This window comes from Calyptranema fuscum S582, assembly GCF_055793305.1.
Genome location: NZ_JBSLYH010000055.1, coordinates 1 through 19794 on the forward strand (window position 1 = coordinate 1; position 19794 = coordinate 19794).

Annotated in this window: 17 protein-coding genes; 14 read left to right on the forward strand and 3 right to left on the reverse strand. The window is 47.7% G+C overall.

What is annotated here, in order from left to right:
- The first annotated feature begins 262 nt into the window (after nt 1-262).
- From ACR6Z4_RS26830 to ACR6Z4_RS26875, 10 genes are all read left to right on the forward strand, one after another.
- Nucleotides 263-751: a cupredoxin domain-containing protein gene (locus tag ACR6Z4_RS26830; RefSeq protein ID WP_479720412.1), complete on the forward strand. Its 489-nt coding sequence runs from the start codon at nt 263-265 to the stop codon at nt 749-751.
- 335 nt (nt 752-1086) lie between these two features.
- Nucleotides 1087-1932: an Npun_R2479 family HD domain-containing metalloprotein gene (locus ACR6Z4_RS26835; protein ID WP_479720413.1), complete on the forward strand. Its 846-nt coding sequence runs from the start codon at nt 1087-1089 to the stop codon at nt 1930-1932.
- 200 nt (nt 1933-2132) lie between these two features.
- Complete coding sequence (locus tag ACR6Z4_RS26840) at nt 2133-2501, forward strand: YccF domain-containing protein (RefSeq protein WP_479720414.1); 369 nt, start codon at nt 2133-2135, stop codon at nt 2499-2501.
- A 339-nt stretch (nt 2502-2840) separates the two neighbouring features.
- The gene (locus tag ACR6Z4_RS26845) at nt 2841-3896 is read left to right on the forward strand and encodes an NAD-dependent epimerase/dehydratase family protein (RefSeq protein ID WP_479720415.1); all 1056 of its coding nucleotides are present in this window, start codon (nt 2841-2843) and stop codon (nt 3894-3896) included.
- A complete protein-coding gene (locus ACR6Z4_RS26850; RefSeq protein ID WP_479720416.1) occupies nt 3883-5187 on the forward strand; it encodes a glycosyltransferase family 4 protein in 1305 nt (434 codons plus the stop codon). The genes ACR6Z4_RS26845 and ACR6Z4_RS26850 overlap by 14 nt, the downstream gene beginning before the upstream one ends.
- A gap of 4 nt (nt 5188-5191) precedes the next feature.
- Nucleotides 5192-6364, forward strand: coding sequence for a glycosyltransferase family 4 protein (locus tag ACR6Z4_RS26855; protein WP_479720417.1), 1173 nt, complete (start codon nt 5192-5194; stop codon nt 6362-6364).
- The gene (locus ACR6Z4_RS26860; protein ID WP_479720418.1) at nt 6361-7506 is read left to right on the forward strand and encodes a glycosyltransferase; all 1146 of its coding nucleotides are present in this window, start codon (nt 6361-6363) and stop codon (nt 7504-7506) included. The genes ACR6Z4_RS26855 and ACR6Z4_RS26860 overlap by 4 nt, the downstream gene beginning before the upstream one ends.
- Nucleotides 7507-7685: 179 nt before the next feature.
- Nucleotides 7686-8933 (forward strand): glycosyltransferase family 4 protein, encoded by a 1248-nt coding sequence (locus ACR6Z4_RS26865; RefSeq protein ID WP_479720419.1) that lies wholly within the window; start codon nt 7686-7688, stop codon nt 8931-8933.
- Between the two features lie 30 nt (nt 8934-8963).
- On the forward strand, nt 8964-10163 hold the full coding sequence (locus ACR6Z4_RS26870; protein ID WP_479720420.1) for a glycosyltransferase: 1200 nt from the start codon (nt 8964-8966) through the stop codon (nt 10161-10163).
- A gap of 85 nt (nt 10164-10248) precedes the next feature.
- The gene (locus ACR6Z4_RS26875) at nt 10249-11643 is read left to right on the forward strand and encodes a hypothetical protein (RefSeq protein ID WP_479720421.1); all 1395 of its coding nucleotides are present in this window, start codon (nt 10249-10251) and stop codon (nt 11641-11643) included.
- 310 nt (nt 11644-11953) lie between these two features.
- Here the strand turns inward: ACR6Z4_RS26875 and ACR6Z4_RS26880 are convergent, their stop codons facing one another.
- Both ACR6Z4_RS26880 and ACR6Z4_RS26885 read right to left on the reverse strand, forming a co-directional pair.
- The gene (locus tag ACR6Z4_RS26880; RefSeq protein ID WP_479720422.1) at nt 11954-12841 is read right to left on the reverse strand and encodes a hypothetical protein; all 888 of its coding nucleotides are present in this window, start codon (nt 12839-12841) and stop codon (nt 11954-11956) included.
- Nucleotides 12842-13015: 174 nt separating this feature from the next.
- Nucleotides 13016-13981: an aldo/keto reductase gene (locus ACR6Z4_RS26885; RefSeq protein WP_479720423.1), complete on the reverse strand. Its 966-nt coding sequence runs from the start codon at nt 13979-13981 to the stop codon at nt 13016-13018.
- A 625-nt stretch (nt 13982-14606) separates the two neighbouring features.
- Between ACR6Z4_RS26885 and ACR6Z4_RS26890 the strand changes: the two genes are divergently transcribed.
- The 4 genes from ACR6Z4_RS26890 (at nt 14607) to hpsJ-A (ending at nt 17978) form a co-directional block, all read left to right on the forward strand.
- Nucleotides 14607-15389, forward strand: a complete 783-nt coding sequence (locus tag ACR6Z4_RS26890) for a cistern family PEP-CTERM protein (protein WP_479720424.1) — start codon at nt 14607-14609, stop codon at nt 15387-15389.
- A gap of 261 nt (nt 15390-15650) precedes the next feature.
- Entirely contained in the window at nt 15651-16508 is an 858-nt protein-coding gene (gene crtA, locus ACR6Z4_RS26895) for a cyanoexosortase A (RefSeq protein ID WP_479720425.1), read from the forward strand.
- A gap of 2 nt (nt 16509-16510) precedes the next feature.
- Nucleotides 16511-17182, forward strand: a complete 672-nt coding sequence (locus tag ACR6Z4_RS26900) for a cyanoexosortase A system-associated protein (protein ID WP_479720426.1) — start codon at nt 16511-16513, stop codon at nt 17180-17182.
- Between the two features lie 46 nt (nt 17183-17228).
- The gene (gene hpsJ-A / locus ACR6Z4_RS26905; RefSeq protein ID WP_479720427.1) at nt 17229-17978 is read left to right on the forward strand and encodes an HpsJ-like protein, cyanoexosortase A-associated; all 750 of its coding nucleotides are present in this window, start codon (nt 17229-17231) and stop codon (nt 17976-17978) included.
- A gap of 210 nt (nt 17979-18188) precedes the next feature.
- Here the strand turns inward: hpsJ-A and ACR6Z4_RS26910 are convergent, their stop codons facing one another.
- The gene (locus tag ACR6Z4_RS26910) at nt 18189-19715 is read right to left on the reverse strand and encodes a YifB family Mg chelatase-like AAA ATPase (protein ID WP_479720428.1); all 1527 of its coding nucleotides are present in this window, start codon (nt 19713-19715) and stop codon (nt 18189-18191) included.
- Nucleotides 19716-19794: the final 79 nt, after the last annotated feature.

Here is a 19794-nt window from a genome sequence, read left to right on the forward strand (position 1 = left end):
TTCAAAAGGGGGGAATTGGTTCGAAAGTCCCCTTTTTGAAGGGGGATTTAGGGGGATCGAGCAGGATTTTAGCTTCTCGTTTGAGATGTGTGTACACGGTAGCCACGCAGGGATTTTACCCCTGCATCCCCTTGTTAAACATTGAATTGTGCCCACGAGGAGTACCGCTCCAGACTGCTGAACAAAACGTTATCTGAAATCATCCAGAAATCTTTTACGCTACAAGTGAGTGAGTTGATGGATAGTAGTTTTCATGAACGTAATGAAAATTCTATTGAAGGCTGTGTGGCTCTGTAGGGTGGTGGTGTTGAGCCTGACCATTTGGTTGGGCATCAATCTGCTAGATGCGGGGTTGGGACTGTCTCACCAGAGCGTTGCGTATGCGATCGCGACTAATCGCGATACCGTCACTCAGGTTACGGTGCATTTGGGCACTGAGGCAGGCGAACTCAAATTTGTGCCCGATCGCATGACGTTCGCAGCCGGTAAACGTTACAAATTGGTATTAGACAATCCCAGCCCAGACAAGCATTATTTCACTGCCAAAGATTTTGCCGATGCCATCTGGAGCCAAAAAGTAGATGCAGGCAATGTGGAAATTAAAGGCGCAATTCATGAACTAGAACTGCGTCCAGGGGCGATCGCCGAATGGGTATTTATCCCCCTGAAAACAGGTACCTATGAATTGCACTGTTCCATTCCCGGTCATACGGAAGCGGGGATGAAGGGAAGCCTGACTATTGCGAACTAATCTACCTATCAAACTTCTAAGGATCACAGATTAAATAACCTGTAATTCTTTTTGGGAGAGCGGCGGCGGAGCCGCCGCTCTCCCAAAAAGAATCGGGTTTTATTCAATCCACGATTCTAAGGATCGTAGATTGAATAGAATCGAAGATTTAGTTTTAGAAGCGCGGCGTCGCCGCACGTCCAAAACTAAACATTCAGGTTTTGTTTGATTGGTGATCCTCAGGAAATTTTCCAGAGTCCCTCCTGTTTTCTCGGTTGGTAGAGTGAAAGATAAAATGGAGGGAATTCTCTTAATCCTCTTCCCCTAAAAAATTTATCTGCTCCTTCAGGACTCAGATGTTCAATCCGACCACCATGTTGATCAAATCCTTCGTTAAGGAGTTGCAAGAAGGCTATGAGCAAAACTACGGAGGATTAAAACCCGATTACGCCAACATCATCGGTTGGTCGGGGAGGATGGCATTAGAAAATATTGCCAATAGCGATGCGCTTTATCACAATGTCGAACATACGTTGCTAGTAACCCTGGTCGGGCAAGAAATTTTGCGAGGCAAACACATCCGAGAAGGGGGTGTTTCTTGTGAAGACTGGATGAATTTTATGATTTCGTTGCTATGCCACGACATTGGCTATGTCAAGGGCGTCTGTCGGAGCGATCGCCCTGGCTCTTATGCCACTGGCATTGGCGAAACGGTGATCTCGTTGCCACCCAGTGCCACGGATGCCAGCCTTGCCCTCTATCATGTCGATCGCGGCAAACTATTTGTAGAAGAGCGGTTTGGCGGCAATAAATATATTGATGCCGAAAGCATTAAGCGAAATATTGAACTCACACGATTCCCTATTCCTGAAGATGGCGATCACCAGGACACGCTTAACTATCCTGGGCTGGTTCGTGCTGCCGATTTAATTGGGCAACTGAGTGACCTGCGCTATCTCAAAAAAGTGAGTGCCCTATTTTACGAATTTCAAGAAATGGGCTTCAACCAAAAAATGAACTACGAAAATCCGGCCGATTTACGGCGTAGTTATCCAAAATTTTATTGGGATGTGGTCTATCACTATATTCAAGACGCGATCGCCTATCTTTCTCTGACCCAGGAAGGTCAGCAAATTATTGCAAATCTTTATTCCAATGTCTTTGTTGTAGAACACGAAAATTCAGACACGACTCATCATTAAGGATCTTTACAAAATTAAAATCCATAACTGTTTTGGGAGAGTGCGGCTCCGCCGCACTCTCCCAAAACAGTTATTCAAGTTATTTTTATAAGGATTCTGATCATTTTTGGGGTCAGGAATGGGGTGCCTTGCGTGTGTTGAGATTGCTATATAGTCTCAAGAAGAAGACATTGCTATCTCATCGCCTGGGAGCGAACCCTATGAGTTTACTGGGAAATATTATCTGGCTGCTGTTTGGAGGATTTGTCAGCGGGTTAGGGTATATCGTCGGTGGGCTGGGTATTTGCCTGACGATTATTGGCATTCCCTTTGGGCTACAAGCGATTAAATTAGGGATTGCGACACTCACCCCGTTTGGCAAAAAAGTCGTTGAACTGGACAACGCAGACAGCCCCTTACGACTCATTTTTAATGTGATTTGGATTGTATTGTTTGGTTGGGGAATTGCCCTTTCGCACCTGGTGCATGGGCTAATTTTGGCAATTACCATCATCGGTCTTCCCTTTGCCAAGCAGCACTTTAAGCTGCTGATTATGGCGCTATTACCGTTTGGACGAGACTTTCGTTGAGTGTCAGTATTTTTTCGGACTTTCCCGATTCGTTCTTTTTTATTCACTAGAAATTTACAAACTAAATTCCTTAGCAAAGCTGGAGTGAACTTTTTAGAGAAGTTGTGGATCTTCAATTTAAGTATTCTTACGATTTAATCGTGGTTGAACGGAATGGGTAAACGATGGGAATGACTTCGGCGTAGTCCCTCTCCTTTTCCGCTGGTGAGGTCATTCAACATCCTGGTTCTTAGGATCGTGGATTGAATAAACCCCAATTCTTTTTGAGAGAGCGGTGGGTTGGTTAATCTGTAATCCTTAACAAATTCGATAAAATCTTCTACAAGTGGGAGTAAAGACGTGAAGGTATTGGTCACAGGTTCAAGCGGCTTGATTGGTTCTGAGGCGGTGCAATACTACGACCAACAAGGTCATCAGGTGACAGGTGTTGATAACAATATGCGCGCCGAGTTTTTTGGCAGTCAGGGCGATACAACCTGGAACCTGAATCGGTTAAAGAGTTCAACCAATAATTTTGAACACCGTAGTATTGATATTCGCGATCGCGATCGCCTGTTTGAACTATTTCAAGAAAAGAAATTTGATCTAATCATTCACTGTGCCGCTCAACCATCTCATGACAAAGCCTGTCATATTCCTATCTTGGACTTTGAAGTCAATGCGCTAGGAACCGTTAACCTTCTGGAATCGACCCGCCAATTTTGTCCAGAAGCCGTCTTCATTCACATGAGCACCAATAAGGTCTATGGCGATGCACCGAATGAAGTGCCCCGCGTTGAGCTAGACAAGCGCTACGATTATGCCAACCGCGAAGACTACAACGGTATTTCTGAAGAGTGCCGCATCGACCGTTGCCTGCACTCATTGTTTGGTGCCTCCAAAACGGCTGCTGATGTCGTAGCTCAGGAATATGGACGCTATTTCGGCATGAATGTCGGGATTTTCCGGGGCGGCTGTCTCACGGGTCCCTCCCACTCTGGCGTAGAACTCCACGGTTTTCTGTCTTACCTGATCAAAGTAGCCATTACCAATGGAACTTACAAAGTCTTTGGCTACAAAGGAAAGCAGGTGCGCGACAATATTCACAGTTATGATGTGATTCAAGCGTTTGAAGCATTTCGCCATAATCCTCACCCCGGCGAAGTCTACAACTTGGGTGGCGGGCGCGATAACAGCATCTCGATTCTAGAATCGTTTGACTTGATTGAAGAGTTGACGGGTCACAAGGTTAACTGGGTCTATGTAGATGACAACCGCATTGGTGATCACATCTGCTATATCTCCGACTTGCGTAAACTCAAGACTCACTTCCCTGAGTGGGGCATTACCCGTAGTATCACTGACATTTTCAAAGAGATTATTGAGGCAGAGACAGCCCGCTATGCTACTGCTTAACTCAAATGACCCGTCTTCTATCAGCAATGTAGACACAGCCAGCCAACCCCGGTTGATGTTATTTGACTTATCTGTCGGTGGGCATCATCCGGGCTACATTCAGCACTTGATCCGCTACTGGTGTGAACACAATTTACCCGGTTCGTTGGATATTGTCGTTGTCCCCAAGTTTTTGACCGACCACGCTGATGTCGTGGAGTTTGCCGCATCCTATGGGCGCGAGGGGATCAACTTTGTTGCCATCACCCCGTCAGAGGTTGAGTCCCTCAATACCCGACCCGGTGCCCTGTCAAAAGCTCATCTGGCGTTCCAAGAATGGGGATTGCTGTGCAAATACGCCGCTTTGCGTCAGGTCAATCACGTCTTTTTGATGTATTTTGATACGGCGATCGTCCCCTTTATTTTTGGTCAAAAGCCGCCTTGCCCCATCTCTGGTATCTATTTCAGACCCACCCTCCACTACCACACGTTTGGGCACTATCAGCCGACATTTAAAGATAAGACGCAGGTTTGGCGGGAATACTTTAACCTCTCTCGGATCTTGCGTCGCCCTCAATTGGAGACGCTGTTTTGCCTCGATCCGTTTTCCATTGAGCACCTCAAACAGTTTCGGGGAACTGCCAATGTTCTTCATTTGGCAGATCCCATCCAGGTCTATGAGGATGATCAACCCGATCCAGACCTGCTGAAGCAGCACCTTGGGATTAAACCCGATCGACAGGTGTTTCTGTTCTTTGGGGCATTGACTGCTCGTAAAGGGATCGATCAAGTCCTGGATGCCATCCCTCTCTTGCCGCCTGATCTGCAACGGCAGATCTGTTTGCTGTTGGTAGGACCGTTGGGGTCGGGGGTTGAGGGCAAACAACGGATGCGCGATCGCTTAGATGCTCTGTCTGCCTCGACGCCAGTACAAATTGTAGTGCACGATGAGTTTGTTTCCGATCGCCAGATTCAGCCCTATTTCCACATTTCCGATGTGATTTTGGCTCCGTATCAACGACATGTGGGTATGAGTGCCATTTTGGTACGAGCAGCCATGGCGTTGAAGCCTGTATTAGCCCCTGACTATGGTCTGATGGGTGAAGTGACCCGACGCTATCAGTTGGGGTTAACGGTAGATTCTTCTCAGTCAGATGCGATCGCCCAAGGGCTGACTCGGTTTCTGACGGAAGATCCAACCACTCTGTGCGATCGCTCTCAAATGCAACAATTTGGATCAATAAACTCATCGCAAGAGTTTGCCAGAGTTATTTTTGAACAACTCTCTGTCTTTCACCCTAAGCAGGCTTGAATCTATGTTGGAGAACGCCAACTCCCTTCGTATTGCCTGGTTGCTGCCGGTTGCTTGGTTTTACTGGCAACCGGCTTTGAGTGAATTTACCAAATTATTTCCCCATACCCAAATTTTCACAGCTCTCTTTCCAGGCTATGCCCGAGGCTTTGAAGATTCTCTGGCACTGGAGGTAATTGGGGAATGGAAAGTCTTCAAACAGCGTTCGGAACAGGAAGGGTATGGTTCTAGCTTTACCTCCCTATCTTTGGGCGTAGCAGGACCCCTGTTACGATTTCGTCCGGATGTTGTGTTTAGTAGCTCGTTCGGGGTGTGGACTATTCTGGCGTTGTTGCTGAAACCGCTGGGCAGATGGAAAGTGATTCTGGCTTACGAAGGCAGTACACCGGGAGTAGACTTTCGCAATTCACCCCTGCGCTTGTTTCTGCGTCGGTTAATGGTGAAAGCTGCCGATGCCTTCATTACCAATAATCAGGCAGGGCGCGACTATCTGACGCAAATTTTGTATGCCGATCCGCAACGAGTGTTTGCCCAACCCTACGAAATTCCTTCGGCAAAAAGCTTATTAGATGGGGTTGAAGCCGTAGAATTGCCGATTGCGGAGCGACAACGCCCGCTTTTTCTGTTTGTTGGGCGCATTATGCCGCGCAAGGGTCTGCATCTATTACTGCAAGCCTGTCTGTTATTACAAAAGCAAGGGTATCAGAATTACACCTTACTGATTGTAGGAGACGGAGAACAACGGCAAGAGTTAGAAACGTTTACGCGCGACCATCACCTAGAAACCTGTGTGACATGGATTGGACAGGTGGATTATGCCAAAGTCAATGCTTATTTTCGAGCCGCCGATGTGTTTATTCTGCCAACCCTGGAAGATACATGGGGCGTGGTGGTGCTAGAGGCAATGCTGTTTGGCAAACCTGTGTTGTGCTCCACGGGGGCTGGCAGTGCCGAGATGGTGAGAAATGGTGAAAATGGCTATCTTTTTGACCCGAGGCAATCTGAACAGCTGGCAGAATTGATGCAAAAGTTTATTGATCAGCCTCAGTTAGCCGCAGCCATGGGTGAGCGATCGCTCCAAGTTATGGCAGCAACTACACCAGAGATTGCAGCTCATGCCCTTGCCCAAGTGGTGCAATTGGTGGCAGCAGGGCAATCTCAGGGAGTCTCTGCATGAACGAAAAATCGATTGCCATTCTGACCTGGACGTTGAAGGGTGGGTCGCTGACCAATTACACGACTGCGTTAACCCAGGGCTTATGGGATGCTGGCGCAAAAAATCTTTATTTATTTTATGTAAATGATGGATTGGGCAGTCATGTGACGGTGCCCGAAGGGGTTCACCTCGTGCCCTTGGGGGCAAAGCGATCGCGCTGGATGCCTTTTTACCTGGCGCGTCGTCTGAGAGAGATCAAACCCGATTTTTTAATTGCCGTCTCGACTTTCATTAGCCTTCCGGCTGTCATTGGTTGGCTGTTATCGGGTCAGCGATCCACTAAGCTGATTGTCAGTGAGCATTCAACTATGAGCTACAAGGTCTATGTTGAACTCAAAGACGACCCGATGGTCAAAATTCAACCCTTCTTAGCACGCCTGCTCTATCCCATGGCAACAGGCTTACATGCCAACAGCCAGGTTGTGTTAGACGATCTAATCAATACGATTGGCGTGGCGATGCCACCCGAGCGAGCGATCGCCACCACAAATCCCGTGAATATCGATGCGATCGCCCGCTATAGCCAGGCAGAACCCGATCATCCCTGGCTGAACCATAAGGACAAGCCTGTCATTATCAGCGTTGCCAGACTGGCGCAGCAGAAAAATTTTCCGCTGTTGCTAAAAGCCTTTGCCAGAGTTAAACAACAGGTTGATGCCCGACTGATTATTGTGGGAGAGGGTCCCGAACGACCCCATTTAGAACAACTGGCTGCCCAGCTAGGGATTGAGCAAGACGTAAGTTTGCCTGGATTTTCATCCAATCCCTGGTGTTATATGGCAAACGCTGATGTCTTTGTGTTGTCGTCTGAAGAAGAACCTTTTGGTCTGGTATTAGTAGAAGCGATGGTATGTGGAGTGCCTGTGATAGCTACAGATGCGATCGGGCAAGGTCCTAAAAGTGTTCTGGAGGACGGCAAACATGGCATTCTGATCCCCAGTGAAAATGAAGCGGCACTGACGGAGGCGATCGCAAAGCTCTTGACCCTGCCCGAACTGCGAGATCAATTGATTGCTGCTGGTAAACAGCGGTGTCAAGCTTTTCAACCCAAACTTGTGGCTCAGCAATGGCTTTCCTTCTTATCACGTTTACAGGCGTTATGACGCCAACCAGCGCTCTTAAACGTTGAGTAGCATTACCAGAGAAAGGGGACTGTGTCCCGTTGTGGCAACAGAATCTCCACACCTTTCCGAGAACTTAGGCTTATGGTTCATGGGTATTAGCTAGTTCAGTGCAGCCGATTCAGTCGGTAGGACATTCAAACAAGGGAGAAAGTGGATTGATGAAAGTTCTGTTATCAGCGTATGCGTGTGAAGCTGGTCGGGGCTCTGAACCAGGAGTCGGCTGGAACATTGCCTGGGAGGTCGCTAAACATCATGAAGTATGGGTGCTGACTCGCCCTGATGACGGTCGTCCCGCGATCGAAGCGTTTCTTGCCGAGCATCCCAACCCCAACCTCCATTTTGTCTACTTCACGTTGCCGATCGGGGGAGGCTTCTGGAAGCTAGGTTCTGCTGCGTTTGTGCTGCATTACTATCTCTGGCAAGTTCAGGCTTATTTTGTGGCGCGTCGGTTGCACCAAACCATTGGTTTCGACGTGGCTCACCATGTTACGTTTGTGCGATATTCCACACCCAGTTTCATCTCTCTCCTGCCTATTCCCTTCATTTGGGGTCCGGTCGGGGGTGGTGAAGCGGCTCCAGCGCCGTTTTGGAAAGATTTTGGGCTGCGTGCCAGAGTCTATGAAATTTTGCGTCTGCTGGCGCACCGGGTGGGTGAGCTAGATCCCTTTGCCCATCTGACGGCTCAACGCAGTGCGATCGCTCGGGTTACCACAGAAGATACGGCGGCGCGGGTACGAAAAATGGGCGGTAAAACCATTGAAATTGTCCCGGAAGCCAGCCTGTCAACCGCAGATATTGAGCAACTCACCCAATGCCCTGAACCAACAGGCGATACCGTGCGGTTTATCAGCATGGGTCGCCTGCTCCATTGGAAAGGCTTTCACCTGGGTTTGCGTGCCTTTGCTCAAGCTGCCTTACCCAATGCCGAGTATTGGGTTGCCGGGGAAGGGCCTGAGCAACACAATCTGGAAAAGATGGTGGAAGAGTTAGGCATCAGCCATCAAGTCAAATTTTTGGGCAAGTTACCTCGGCAGGAGACCTTAGAGCGGTTGGGCGAATGTCATGTGTTGGTTCATCCCAGCTTGCACGATTCTGGAGGGTGGGTGTGTCTGGAAGGGATGGCGTCAGGTCGTCCGATTCTTTGCTTAGATTTAGGTGGTCCTGGGGTTCAGGTGACCCCGGAAACCGGCATCAAGGTTCCTGCTCATACTCCCGAACAGGCGATCGCCGATCTGGCTAAAGCCATGGTTGAACTTGCAAACAATCCAGAATTGCGGGTTAGCATGGGACGAGCCGGACGAAAAATGATTTTGGAATCTTACAATTGGGAAGCAAAAGGGCGAAATTTGGCAAAGCTCTACGAAGAACTCAATAGCCAGCCTGCTTACACCGTTGTCAAAGTTTAGCGGGTCAACGTTTCTATCACAACATCTTCTATGCGAGTTTTGGCAGTTCATAACCATTATCAGCAACTCGGTGGGGAAGACACGATCTTTGCTACCGAAGCGGATCTGTTAACGTCTTATGGGCATCAGGTCAGGCGTTATACGGTTCACAATGACCAGGTTGAGCAAATGAACTCCCTGGCATTGGCAAAAGCAACATTGTGGAACAGCAAAATCTATCAAGAATTGCGGGAAATCATTCGCGAAGAGCGTCCGCAAGTGGCGCATTTTCATAATACGTTTCCGCTGATTTCGCCTGCCGCTTATCATGCCGCCAAGGCAGAGGGCGTAGCTGTTGTGCAAACTCTCCATAACTACCGTCTGCTGTGCTCGAATGGGCTATTTTTTCGAGATGGGCGTGTTTGTGAAGATTGTTTGGGAAAGCGAATTCAATTGCCCGGTGTGATTCATGGTTGCTACCGAGACAGTCGGCTTGCCAGTGCAGCCGTGACGGGGATGGTGAACTTCCACAGCCTCTTAGGCACCTGGACTCAAACCGTTGATGTATTCATTGCCTATAGTCGATTTGCCCTGAATAAATTTATTGAAGGCGGTTTACCCAAAGAAAAGTTTGAATTTAAGACAAACTTTCTTCATCCGGCACCGGCAGCGGGAACGGGGCAAGGGGGATATGCGTTGTTTGTGACGCGGCTATCACCGGAGAAGGGAATTCCTACGGTTCTAAAAGCCTGGGAACAGTTGGGGGCTAAGATTCCACTCAAAATTGTAGGAGATGGTCCTCTGGCACCTCAGGTTGCCGAGGCGGCTGCCCGAGTTCCTGGAATTGAATGGGTCGGACGCAAACCCCTTGCTGAGGTGTATGAATTAATGGGGGAAGCAGCGTTTTTGGTGTTTCCTTCAGAATGGTATGAAACCTTTGGGCGGGTCGCGATCGAAGCCTATGCCAAAGGCACCCCTGTGATTGCGTCTAACATTGGGGCGATCGCAGAATTAGTGATTCCCCACCAAACCGGATTACATTTTCAACCGGGTGATCCCAATAGTCTGATTGCTCAGGTCGAGTGGGCGTTGTCTCATCCGCAAGACATGGCTCAAATGCGCCACCAGGCTCGGGCTGAATTTGAGACCCAATATACGGCACCCGATAACTATCGCCGGTTAATGGAAATCTATGAGCTGGCGTGTAGTAGACAGGGTGCAAACAGTCTGGCACAGTCTTTGGTGAGTTGATATGCAAGGGCGATCGCAGATTCCGTACTTAAAATCCAGAACATCAAAATCTAGATCTAAAAAATCTGGATCGAGTGATGCGGAAATGCCCCCCTCGAAAAAACGGAAGGGCTTTATCAGCAGCACGAACCTGGTATTTTTGGCGTTCGCCTCAGCCTTTTTCCCTCGATTTTTGGAGAACTTGGGTGCCCCATCGCCCATCAACTTTCTCCATTTCATGGTGATTCCTGTTGCCTTTGGGGTGGTGCTGCTCAAAAGCCGTTCCAAAAACAGACAGCAGCTGAAAACAACGCAGCTCCTGTTATTTGCCTTATTAGTGTTGCTAGTGGCTGAGTTGGCGAGTGCCCTGCTTAATAATGCAGGTGTGATTAATGTGTTCCTCAGTTTTATGTTGCTGGGAGAACCGTTTATTTTACTGATTGCGATCGTCAGTATTCCCATGCCGCTCGAAAGCTTTGAGCGATTTCAAAAATGGTTTCGCTGGTCGTGTTTGTTTCACATCGGTCTGGCACTGACTCAGCGGTATATCTTGCGCTATGACTTGCGCCAAATAGGCAACTTAGAGCCAGCAGATACAATCCAGGGTATTTTCTTTGAGTCTGGTGCCGGACATGTCGTCGGCACGTCTGTCGCCCTATCCTTTGCCGCTTATTACTTCGTAACTGCCAAAAACTCGCCTATTTGGATTCGTCTTGGGGTGGCGTTTGCTGCCTTAATGCAAATGCTGGCGGCAGACGCGAAGCAAGTGCTGCTGTCGATGTTAGTGGGGTTGGGGTTGTTGATGCTGACCAAACTCAAAAATATTGCGGAAGCGGTGAAATATCTGGTGATTGGGGCGATCGCTATCTATGCGCTGCTTTGGGCAATGCAAAACTTAGAAGCCTTTGCCTCCTTTAATGTTTGGGTGAGACCCGATCTGTATGGTCCCGATGGCGAGGTAACGCAGTTAAAAACCGCAGCATTCCGTGTTATCCCTGCGTATTATGAATCGTCGCTCAACTGGTTCTTTGGTCTGGGACCCGGTCATACAGTGGGGCGCTTGGGGGGCTGGATGATTCAGGATTACTCATCGTTGTTGACGCCGTTGGGCGTGACCACCAGCCCAGCGAGTCGAGCGGTTTGGCAGGCGGTTGCAGACAGTTATTGGGGCGACAAGTCCAGCATGTTCTCGCCACTCTTTGGGTGGGCTGGGATTTGGGGTGATTTGGGGCTGGTAGGATTAGGAACCTACTTATTTCTGTCGTTTCTCATCTGGCAATATATCTGCCCGGATGATCTCTGCAAGTTTTTAATGATGACCGTGTTTGTAGTGGGTTTAATTTTCTCGCAGATGGAAGAACCCGGTTACATGTTGACGATCGCCACGATTATTGGGCTGCGATGGCAAGAGAAGCAATTTGAAGAAAAGCAGCGAAAACAAAAAGCACATGAGGCTTTTCTGGAAAAATTATCGCTACAACAATCGCTGCAACAAACCTAAGTATTGAGAGTTTTGGCAGCGCGGCATTGCCGCGCTGCCAAAACTAATATGCTTTGCACCCGGATAGATTACGGGTGTTGAGAGAGAGCCGCGCTCCGCGCGGCTCTCTCTCAACACCTTATCCGTTACGTCATTGAGAATTGCTATACATGTTTAGGCTTTGATTAATACCTTTTAATGTGAAGCTGCGTCTTATTCAACCCCCGGCTGTCGCCGTCCCCCTTGCCAAGGGGGACTACAGGGGGTTCTATGTTTGGCGCAACTTCATAAAAGATTGGTATAAGCTGTGCTCCTTAGGGAGCATGGTGCTTTAATGACTTTGCATCAATGTTTCGTAGACTTGATAGGCTTCTGCTCGAAGTTTCGATAATTCTTCAGAATGAAACTGAGCTTTTAGTTCCTGTTTCAGGTCTTTTCTCTTTTCAGACGGACGGCTGATGACTTCTTCTTTGAGCTGCCCAAAGGCTCGTTGATAGCCCTGGTCAATTAGATCAAAGCAGCGCTTTACATTTTCGTCGGTATGAACAAATTCTTGGAACGAGGTCCCATATTTTTTGTTGACGTTGCGAATTGTTGCACCGTAATCGGTAGTGATTTCACTGAAAGGTGCCAGAACAAAGCGATCGCGACAGGCAAGCAAGGGTTTATAAAATGCTAAATATTCTCGGATCGATTGCTGCATTGATAATTGCGGATCAAAATCGCCAATTAAATAAGAGATGACGGCTGATTCTGGATCTCGAATCAAAACAATCGTCGGAATATTTTTTTGTACAGCTGCCAGCACTTGCGCTACAGCGTGCGTATGATGACCAATTTTAACGAGCCTATCTTGCGCCATCTTAAACGCAATATGGGTGAAGGTATTGGCAGTCCGAGGGAACCCTTCAATGACAATCTCAGTATCTTTCATCAATGGCTGAGGTGCGGCGGGTTCGGGGCCACTAATATCGGGACAATATTTTGCCCGCCAACGCGTCCAGCGCCACCGTGAGAAGGGAAGGAATAAACTGGGATAGCGTCGGCTAAAGGTTCGTAGTTTGTAATATAGGGCAGGAGGAAGTTTTCGTCGCAATAAATATTGGGTTGCCTTGTAGGTTTCCTCAGGGCTGGCAGCCGATGGAGCGGCTTCTGGTGGAGCGCTGATCGACAGGGCATCGGCTTGAATGCCTACGTTTTCCCCAGGTTGATTTGGCATGAATGTGACTCCAGAAAGGGTGAATCGTGGAAGTTTTTGTAGCCATTCTAAAGGCTACGCTGAGGAAATTTTCGTAGATTTAGCAGCAAACGATGGATCGTGATTTTAACAGAATGGATTGGGCAGGGCTATTCGCGCAGGGCTGTTTGAGGGAGTTCATTTGAGCAGCTGTTATCAAAGCGATCGCAGCTGTTGCATCTCGTTGTCGGTCAAGGGTTGTGCAGAAAAGACGGCTAGATTTTCGGCAAGATGCTTGGGGCTGCTGGCACCTGGAATCACCAACGAGATACCTTCAATTTGCAGTAAAAACTGGAGTGCAGTTTGGGTGAGTGAGCGATCGCCTTGCTCGATAAAGCTGCGAATTTTTTGATTCTTGATCTGATCGGCTGGGTTGCCTGCGGCATCGTCGGTCGGTTGGAATAAACGCCCAGAAGCAAAGGGTTGACGGGCAATAATCGCTATATTAGCCGCTTTCGCAAGTGGTAATAATTGGGCGATCGCATCCTGTTCCAACAAATTAATTTCAATCTGAATGGACGCAACCCCTGGGTACTTGAGACACAGCAAAGCATCTGCAACCGTATCACACGAAACCCCATAATAACGGAGTTTTCCCTGGCTTTTTAGATCATCCAATGTGGCAAAAATTTCGCCCGATGTCAGCACCTCAGATGGGGGGCTGTGAAGTTGGAACACATCTAAATAGTCTGTTTGCAATCGTTTTAAACTACCTTCAAGCGATCGCCGAATGTAATCAGGAGCAAAATTTTGGCGTAGCAACGAACCACGTACTTGTGATAGCGATTGGTTCTTGGGACGGATGAGCTGAATCAAGGGCTTGACCAGCGGCTTAATGCGAGCAGCGACCCCCCCCAACGACGACAGACAATAGCCTGCCTTACTCGCGAAAATAACTTGATCTCTCTTTTGCTTAAACGTTTTTCCTAAAAGCAACTCACTGTTGCCTTGACCGTAACTATCGGCAGTGTCATAAACGTTAATGCCACTATCAAAGGCTTCAAGTAGAGTTGCGACTGATTCTTTCTCACTTCCTCGCTCTAAATTTCCGCCCAGGCGCGAACAACCCAGACCCAGTTCAGAGACAACCAGATCAGTATTACCAAATTTTCTATGTCTCATAGATTTTAGGCTGATTAAAAAGCAGTAAACAATTGCTTCTACTTATACCAATTCTCTGTAAGCATCGTTGCTTTCATAAAGCCGTGGATTTATTTTTGGCAGCGCAGCGATGCTGGATGTCTGAAATAAACATCCAGGTTGCATTTAATGGATGACTCTAAGCAATTTCACCCGCTTCCCCTGACAAAACTGGCGTTACTCCAATTTAATTTTGCCCAGCTACTCCATAACGAGGGTACGTAAGCCCACTAAGATTTGCCAGCCCCTGTATTGTTACTTTATAGAAAAAATATAAATTCTGTCCAGAATATGAATTCCTTGTGGCTGAACGGTAGCAGCGTCTTGAGGGGAAAATTTCAGGTCTGATCAGGTTTTGCTTTTAACGATCTAAAATTTAGAAATCCACCGTCATCTGTACGAGTCAGTAGTATCTTTCGTAAAGCTTTGATGAACAGCACTATTTTCTTAAAGAAAGAGTAAAGTGGGAACCCGAATAAGTACTCCTACGTATGTTGGTGATACAGTTAGCGATACGTGGTTTGGAAATATACCTGTTTGTCAGTGGTGTACGGGATCTGAGCTAGTTACACGTTTCACCTTGTATCGTTAGTTTGCAGATTTGATTATGAAACTGAAGGCGCTTCTGTCCTCCCTGCTTTTAGCCGTCGGAGGTTCCACAGTATTATTGTCTGAGCCGCTCCCTGCTCAGGCATACACGGTTACGTTTAATGGTAAGACTGGTGGAGATAACAACTTACAGCTAAGAGATATTGGTCTAGATTCACGCTATGACATTGGACGCACCTTAGATCCAACAACCTGGGCTCTTTCATCGGGTGGCTCACTATCTCAGGATTTAAATGGGTCTGCCACCATCCAGGTCTTAAATTTAACCAGTAGCGTTTTGTCTTTAGCAATCACAGTTGCTAATAATGTCGATCCGTCTTTTCAATCATCGATTGTCAGCCTTGGGTTTGGGGTTACTCCTAATCCTAGCTCTGCGGGTCTGAGCGATTCTGGTGATGTCTTTGACACGGTAACTGTTCAGTCAGGGAATAATCAGAACTTTCCTGGTGGATTTAAAAATATTGACATCTGTATTTTTGGCGCAAACAATTGCAGCGGCGGTAATATCAACCAAGGCTTGTTGTCAGGAGAGTCAGATACCTTCATCGTCAATATCTTTTCGAGCAACAACGGTTTTTTGAGTGCAGACGGAACTTACGCGACCGTGACCTTGAGCGATTTTGCGTCTAAGTGGCAAACGCAAGATGGTAGCTATGAGTTGGCAGGTGTACCTGAACCCTTTACGATGGCTGGATCGGGCGTAGCCCTGGGTCTTGGCGCATTAATGAAGCGGAAAGCTGCCAAACAGAAAGAAAAGCAAAAAGAGAAGGCGATCGCTTAGGTTATCCCTACTTTAGACAGTTTTCAATGTCAGCTATAAAGCCCTTTTGGGATCACTTCGTGAGGTTTCCAATAGGGTTTTTTCTATAGCCGCCCAGGTTGGGTACTGTTAAATCCAGATATAGAGGTGATTGTGAAACCACAGGTTTCACAGTCACCTCCATACCTAAAAACCAGCAACCTATAGAGTTTGTGGCACAATTTTGTCATTGTTCTCTACAGAATCCGTCTCAGCGCCCGGGGCAGCGAACTGCTTAAGATTATGAATCAGGAAAATTTGACAATGGTCGATCGGCTAAAGCAGTCAGACTTTTGGCTACTGGCGATCGCCACAGGTTTAATCGCAATTCATCTTACCCTTACCCTGCGGGCTAAAGATGGCAGTTTGCTGGCAAGTAGCATTCTCTATTGGGCGGCGATCGCATCATTAGTTTGGTCTAAACGCACAGCCCTCAATTTCGATAGCAACCTTCCCTCTAGCATCGTGGGGGTGCTTTTACTCGCGTTGGTGCTGATAAAAAGCTTGTTTTTAGTGGGGTTTGATCCGTTTTTGCGAGTTGCCCCGCTGCTATCTGCCTTAGGCTTAGCGCTGATTGCCTCTGGGTTCAAAGGGCTCAAGCAATATTGGCAAGAGCTTCTGATTCTTGCTTTCCTTGCACCTCCTCCCAGTGCCCTATCTGAGCTAATCGATACATCGCCCATCACCGCCAGACTGTCTACCATGCTGCTGTGGTACGCGGGGTATGATGTTATCCGTCAAGGCGTCAATATCGTTTTGCCAGAGGGTGGAGTAGAAGTTTATTCAGGTTGCTCTGGCATTGAAAATATGTTCCATTTGTTGGGGCTATCGATTCTATTTTTGGCAACCTTTCCAACCCACCTGATCCAGAAAATATTCATCCCCATTGTGGCGCTATTGACGGCTTTTGTTATTAACGGATTTCGGGTGGCATTAATGGCAATTTTGGCAGCCTCTGCCGATAAAGCCGCCTTCGAATATTGGCATAAAGGCGATGGGTCGCTGGCATTCTCCATGATTTCGGTCATGCTCTTCGGCACGTTCTGTTACTTCATGCAGCAGGATGATCTGGAAGACCCCGATATTGCGGAGCTAGACTAGCCATGCTGTTATCAAAACAAGCCCGGTTTGCCCTATTAGTTGCAATGTCTGGGGCTGTTCTTCTCGTTTTTGCTAAAACCGCACTCCATCCATCTCAACCCAATAGCACCCTGGCTACCTATACCTTTCCGCCAACGGTGCCCCTAACGGGATGGCAAGCCGTAGACAGTCGCCCCATAGAACGGTCTAACCTGACGCCACTTAACGATCGGGCAGGTAATCGATATCGCTATACTCAACAACAAATCGAGCTAGAGATTGAGATTCGATACATTGTGGGTACGGACGGAGATATCAAGAAATTTATTGCACAATATATAAAACCTGCTCAACCGCTTAACCAATCGCAATGGGAAATTCGGCAAACGCAGGCAGGCGGCTCCTATGCATTATTTGTAGATCAGGGAAACGTCTATCTCAGTTCGTGTATTAACCCTCACGGAGAAAGTACAGTTACAGATCGAGAATTTAAGTACAATCGCAACTTTTACGACATTCGTTATCGCCTTCTTCCGTGGCTACTGGGCAAAAGTCTGAAAGATGAACGATGTTTGTGGACTATTGCATCGACTCCGCTGCAAAACACCACACCCGAATCGTTGTATCGCCTGCTTGAACAAGTGTGGGTGGAATGGAATGAATGGTGGCATTTACATTTTCCCAAAGCCGAATAAACGTGAATATAACGAATCTGATTATTAAACTGGATCTCTTTCTTCTATGACAGAATCAAAAGATAATGCCATTGTCCAAGCCATTGATAGTAAAAGCCGATCTGTTGGAATTTTACGGGTAGTGGGCTATGGTCTGATAATTTTGGCGACCTTTAATCTGGTAGACACGTTGGTGCCCCCTCGTATTATGGATCCCATTTGGGAATTCCAATCGATAGGTGCGATCGTCGATAGTTTGCCAATTCCGTTGTTGGGGCTAGCGTTTATATTTTATGGGGAAGCTAGTCAGAGAGGAAAAGGAGAACAACTCGTTGTCAGAATTTTGTCGTACATTTGCTTGCTTATTGCTGTTTTGTTATTTCTCGCCATTCCGCTGATGGCGAGCAATGTTCTGCGCATCAATCAGGATATTGCCGCTCAATATAGTACTCAATTTAGTCAACAAATGACTCAAATTGATCAAGTCGAACAGCAGTTAAATCAAGCAACTGACGCAGAAATTAAAAATTATTTAGACAGTCAGGGCGTCTCGATTGAACCTGATGCATCTAAGAGTTTGAAGCAACAGTTAATTGAACGTTTAGATGAAACGAGAGCCAAGATTAAAGACGACAATCAAGTTGGTCAAACAAGTAAACGTAACGCCATTTTGAAAAGTTCGGTGAAGTGGATTCTGGGTTCCTTAGTATCTAGTTTTATCTTTATCTATTTATGGCGGTTGACGAAATGGGCAAGACCGCCCATGCGAACAGGAAAACGCCGGAAAGTCGGAAGTTCTTCAGCTAACCGGGCATAGGGGTGTTGAGCGAATGCGTAACCGAATTTGTGAGTGATGCCTATTTAACTGAGAAATAGCAAAAATTATTTCCACCATTCAGGTATCGGTATGAGGTTTGCCTGAGGTATTGCTGAATCCAGTGATGACATTTAGTGTGGGTGCCGCGCTTCGCGCGGCACCCACACTAAATGTCATAGTTCAATTCAGATGCTTCTCTGGATGGAATGTTTATTGCATACGGTCGATTGTGCGATATTGAATTGCCTCGGCAACATGGCGAGTTTGCAATTGCTCGTCGCCTGCCAGATCAGCGATGGTACGGGACACTTTCAGGATGCGATCGGTGGCTCTGGCAGATAACCCGAGTTTACGAATGGCATTTTCTAATAAAGTACAGGTCGTTTCGTCGAGGTTGCACCAGCGCCGGATGTGACGGCTTTGCATTTCGGCATTACAGCGTAGATCGTCTGCTTTGAGACGATGACTGGCGCGATCGCGTGCTTTTTGCACCCTTTCTCTCACGGCACTTGAATCTTCACCCACGGTTTGACGAGTCACTTCCTCCGGCTTAAGACGGTTAACGGCTACTTGTAAATCAATTCGATCCATCAGCGGTCCCGATAACTTTGCCCAATATTGTTCGCGATGACGAGGCGTGCACGTACAGGGCTGGATAGTATCGCCAAAATACCCGCAAGGACAGGGATTTGTGCTGGCAACCAGGGTAAATTGAGCCGGAAAGGAAACCGATTGCTTGGTGCGGGAGATGGTGACATGGCCATCTTCTAAAGGTTGGCGCAGAAATTCTAAGACATCTCTTTTAAATTCTGTTAATTCATCTAGAAACAAAATTCCTCGATGTGCCAGGGAGATTTCGCCCGGTTTGGGGTAGCTGCCACCCCCCACTAAAGAAGGACCCGACGCCGAATGATGGGGACTGCGGAAGGGGCGATCGCTCATTAGAGTCCCTTTTTCTCTGAGCAATCCGGCAACCGAGTGGATTTGAGTAACCTCCAAAGCCTCTTCAAACGAGAGGGGTGGCAAGATGGAGGGCAACCGCCGAGCCAGCATAGTTTTGCCACTGCCCGGAGGACCAACAAAAATAAGATTGTGTCCACCCGCAGCGGCTATCTCTAATGCTCGACGGGCGTGGGCTTGACCTTTGACATCTTTAAGATCTAAGCCACGAAATTGCGATCGCATCAATTCTTGGATGCCGTCCAGATGCAGCGGTTGATAGCGTTCCGGTTGGTTTAAAAAATCGGCAACTTCTGACAAGTGCTTGAAGCCATAGACCTCTAACCCTTTGACTACAGCTGCTTCACGGGCATTGTCTGCCGGAACCACTAAACCTTTAATGCCCAATGTTTGAGCCACAGCGGCGATCGCCAGCACCCCCGCAACAGGGCGCAACGCACCATCTAATGAAACTTCACCCAAAAACAAAAAATCGTCTAACAACTGAGGATTAACCTGTTCGGAAGCTGCCAGAATGCCAATACTAATCGGCAAATCAAAACTGGGTCCTTCCTTACGCAAATCTGCCGGAGTGAGATTAATGACGATCTTTCGTACTGGCACGGCATAACCTGCATTTTTTAGGGCTGCCTTGACCCGCTCTCTAGACTCTTGCACCGCCGTATCCGGCAAACCCACAACAACAATTCCTGGCAACCCTCCGGCGATATCAATCTCGACACCGACTTTGACCGCATCGATTCCTACCAGTGATGCACTCCAAACTTTAGCAAGCATGGCAATCCTTACAAAACTCAATGCCCCTGCCTGTTAGGATGCCCCGAAGCCTTCATAGACGCACAAGGCTTCATAGAGG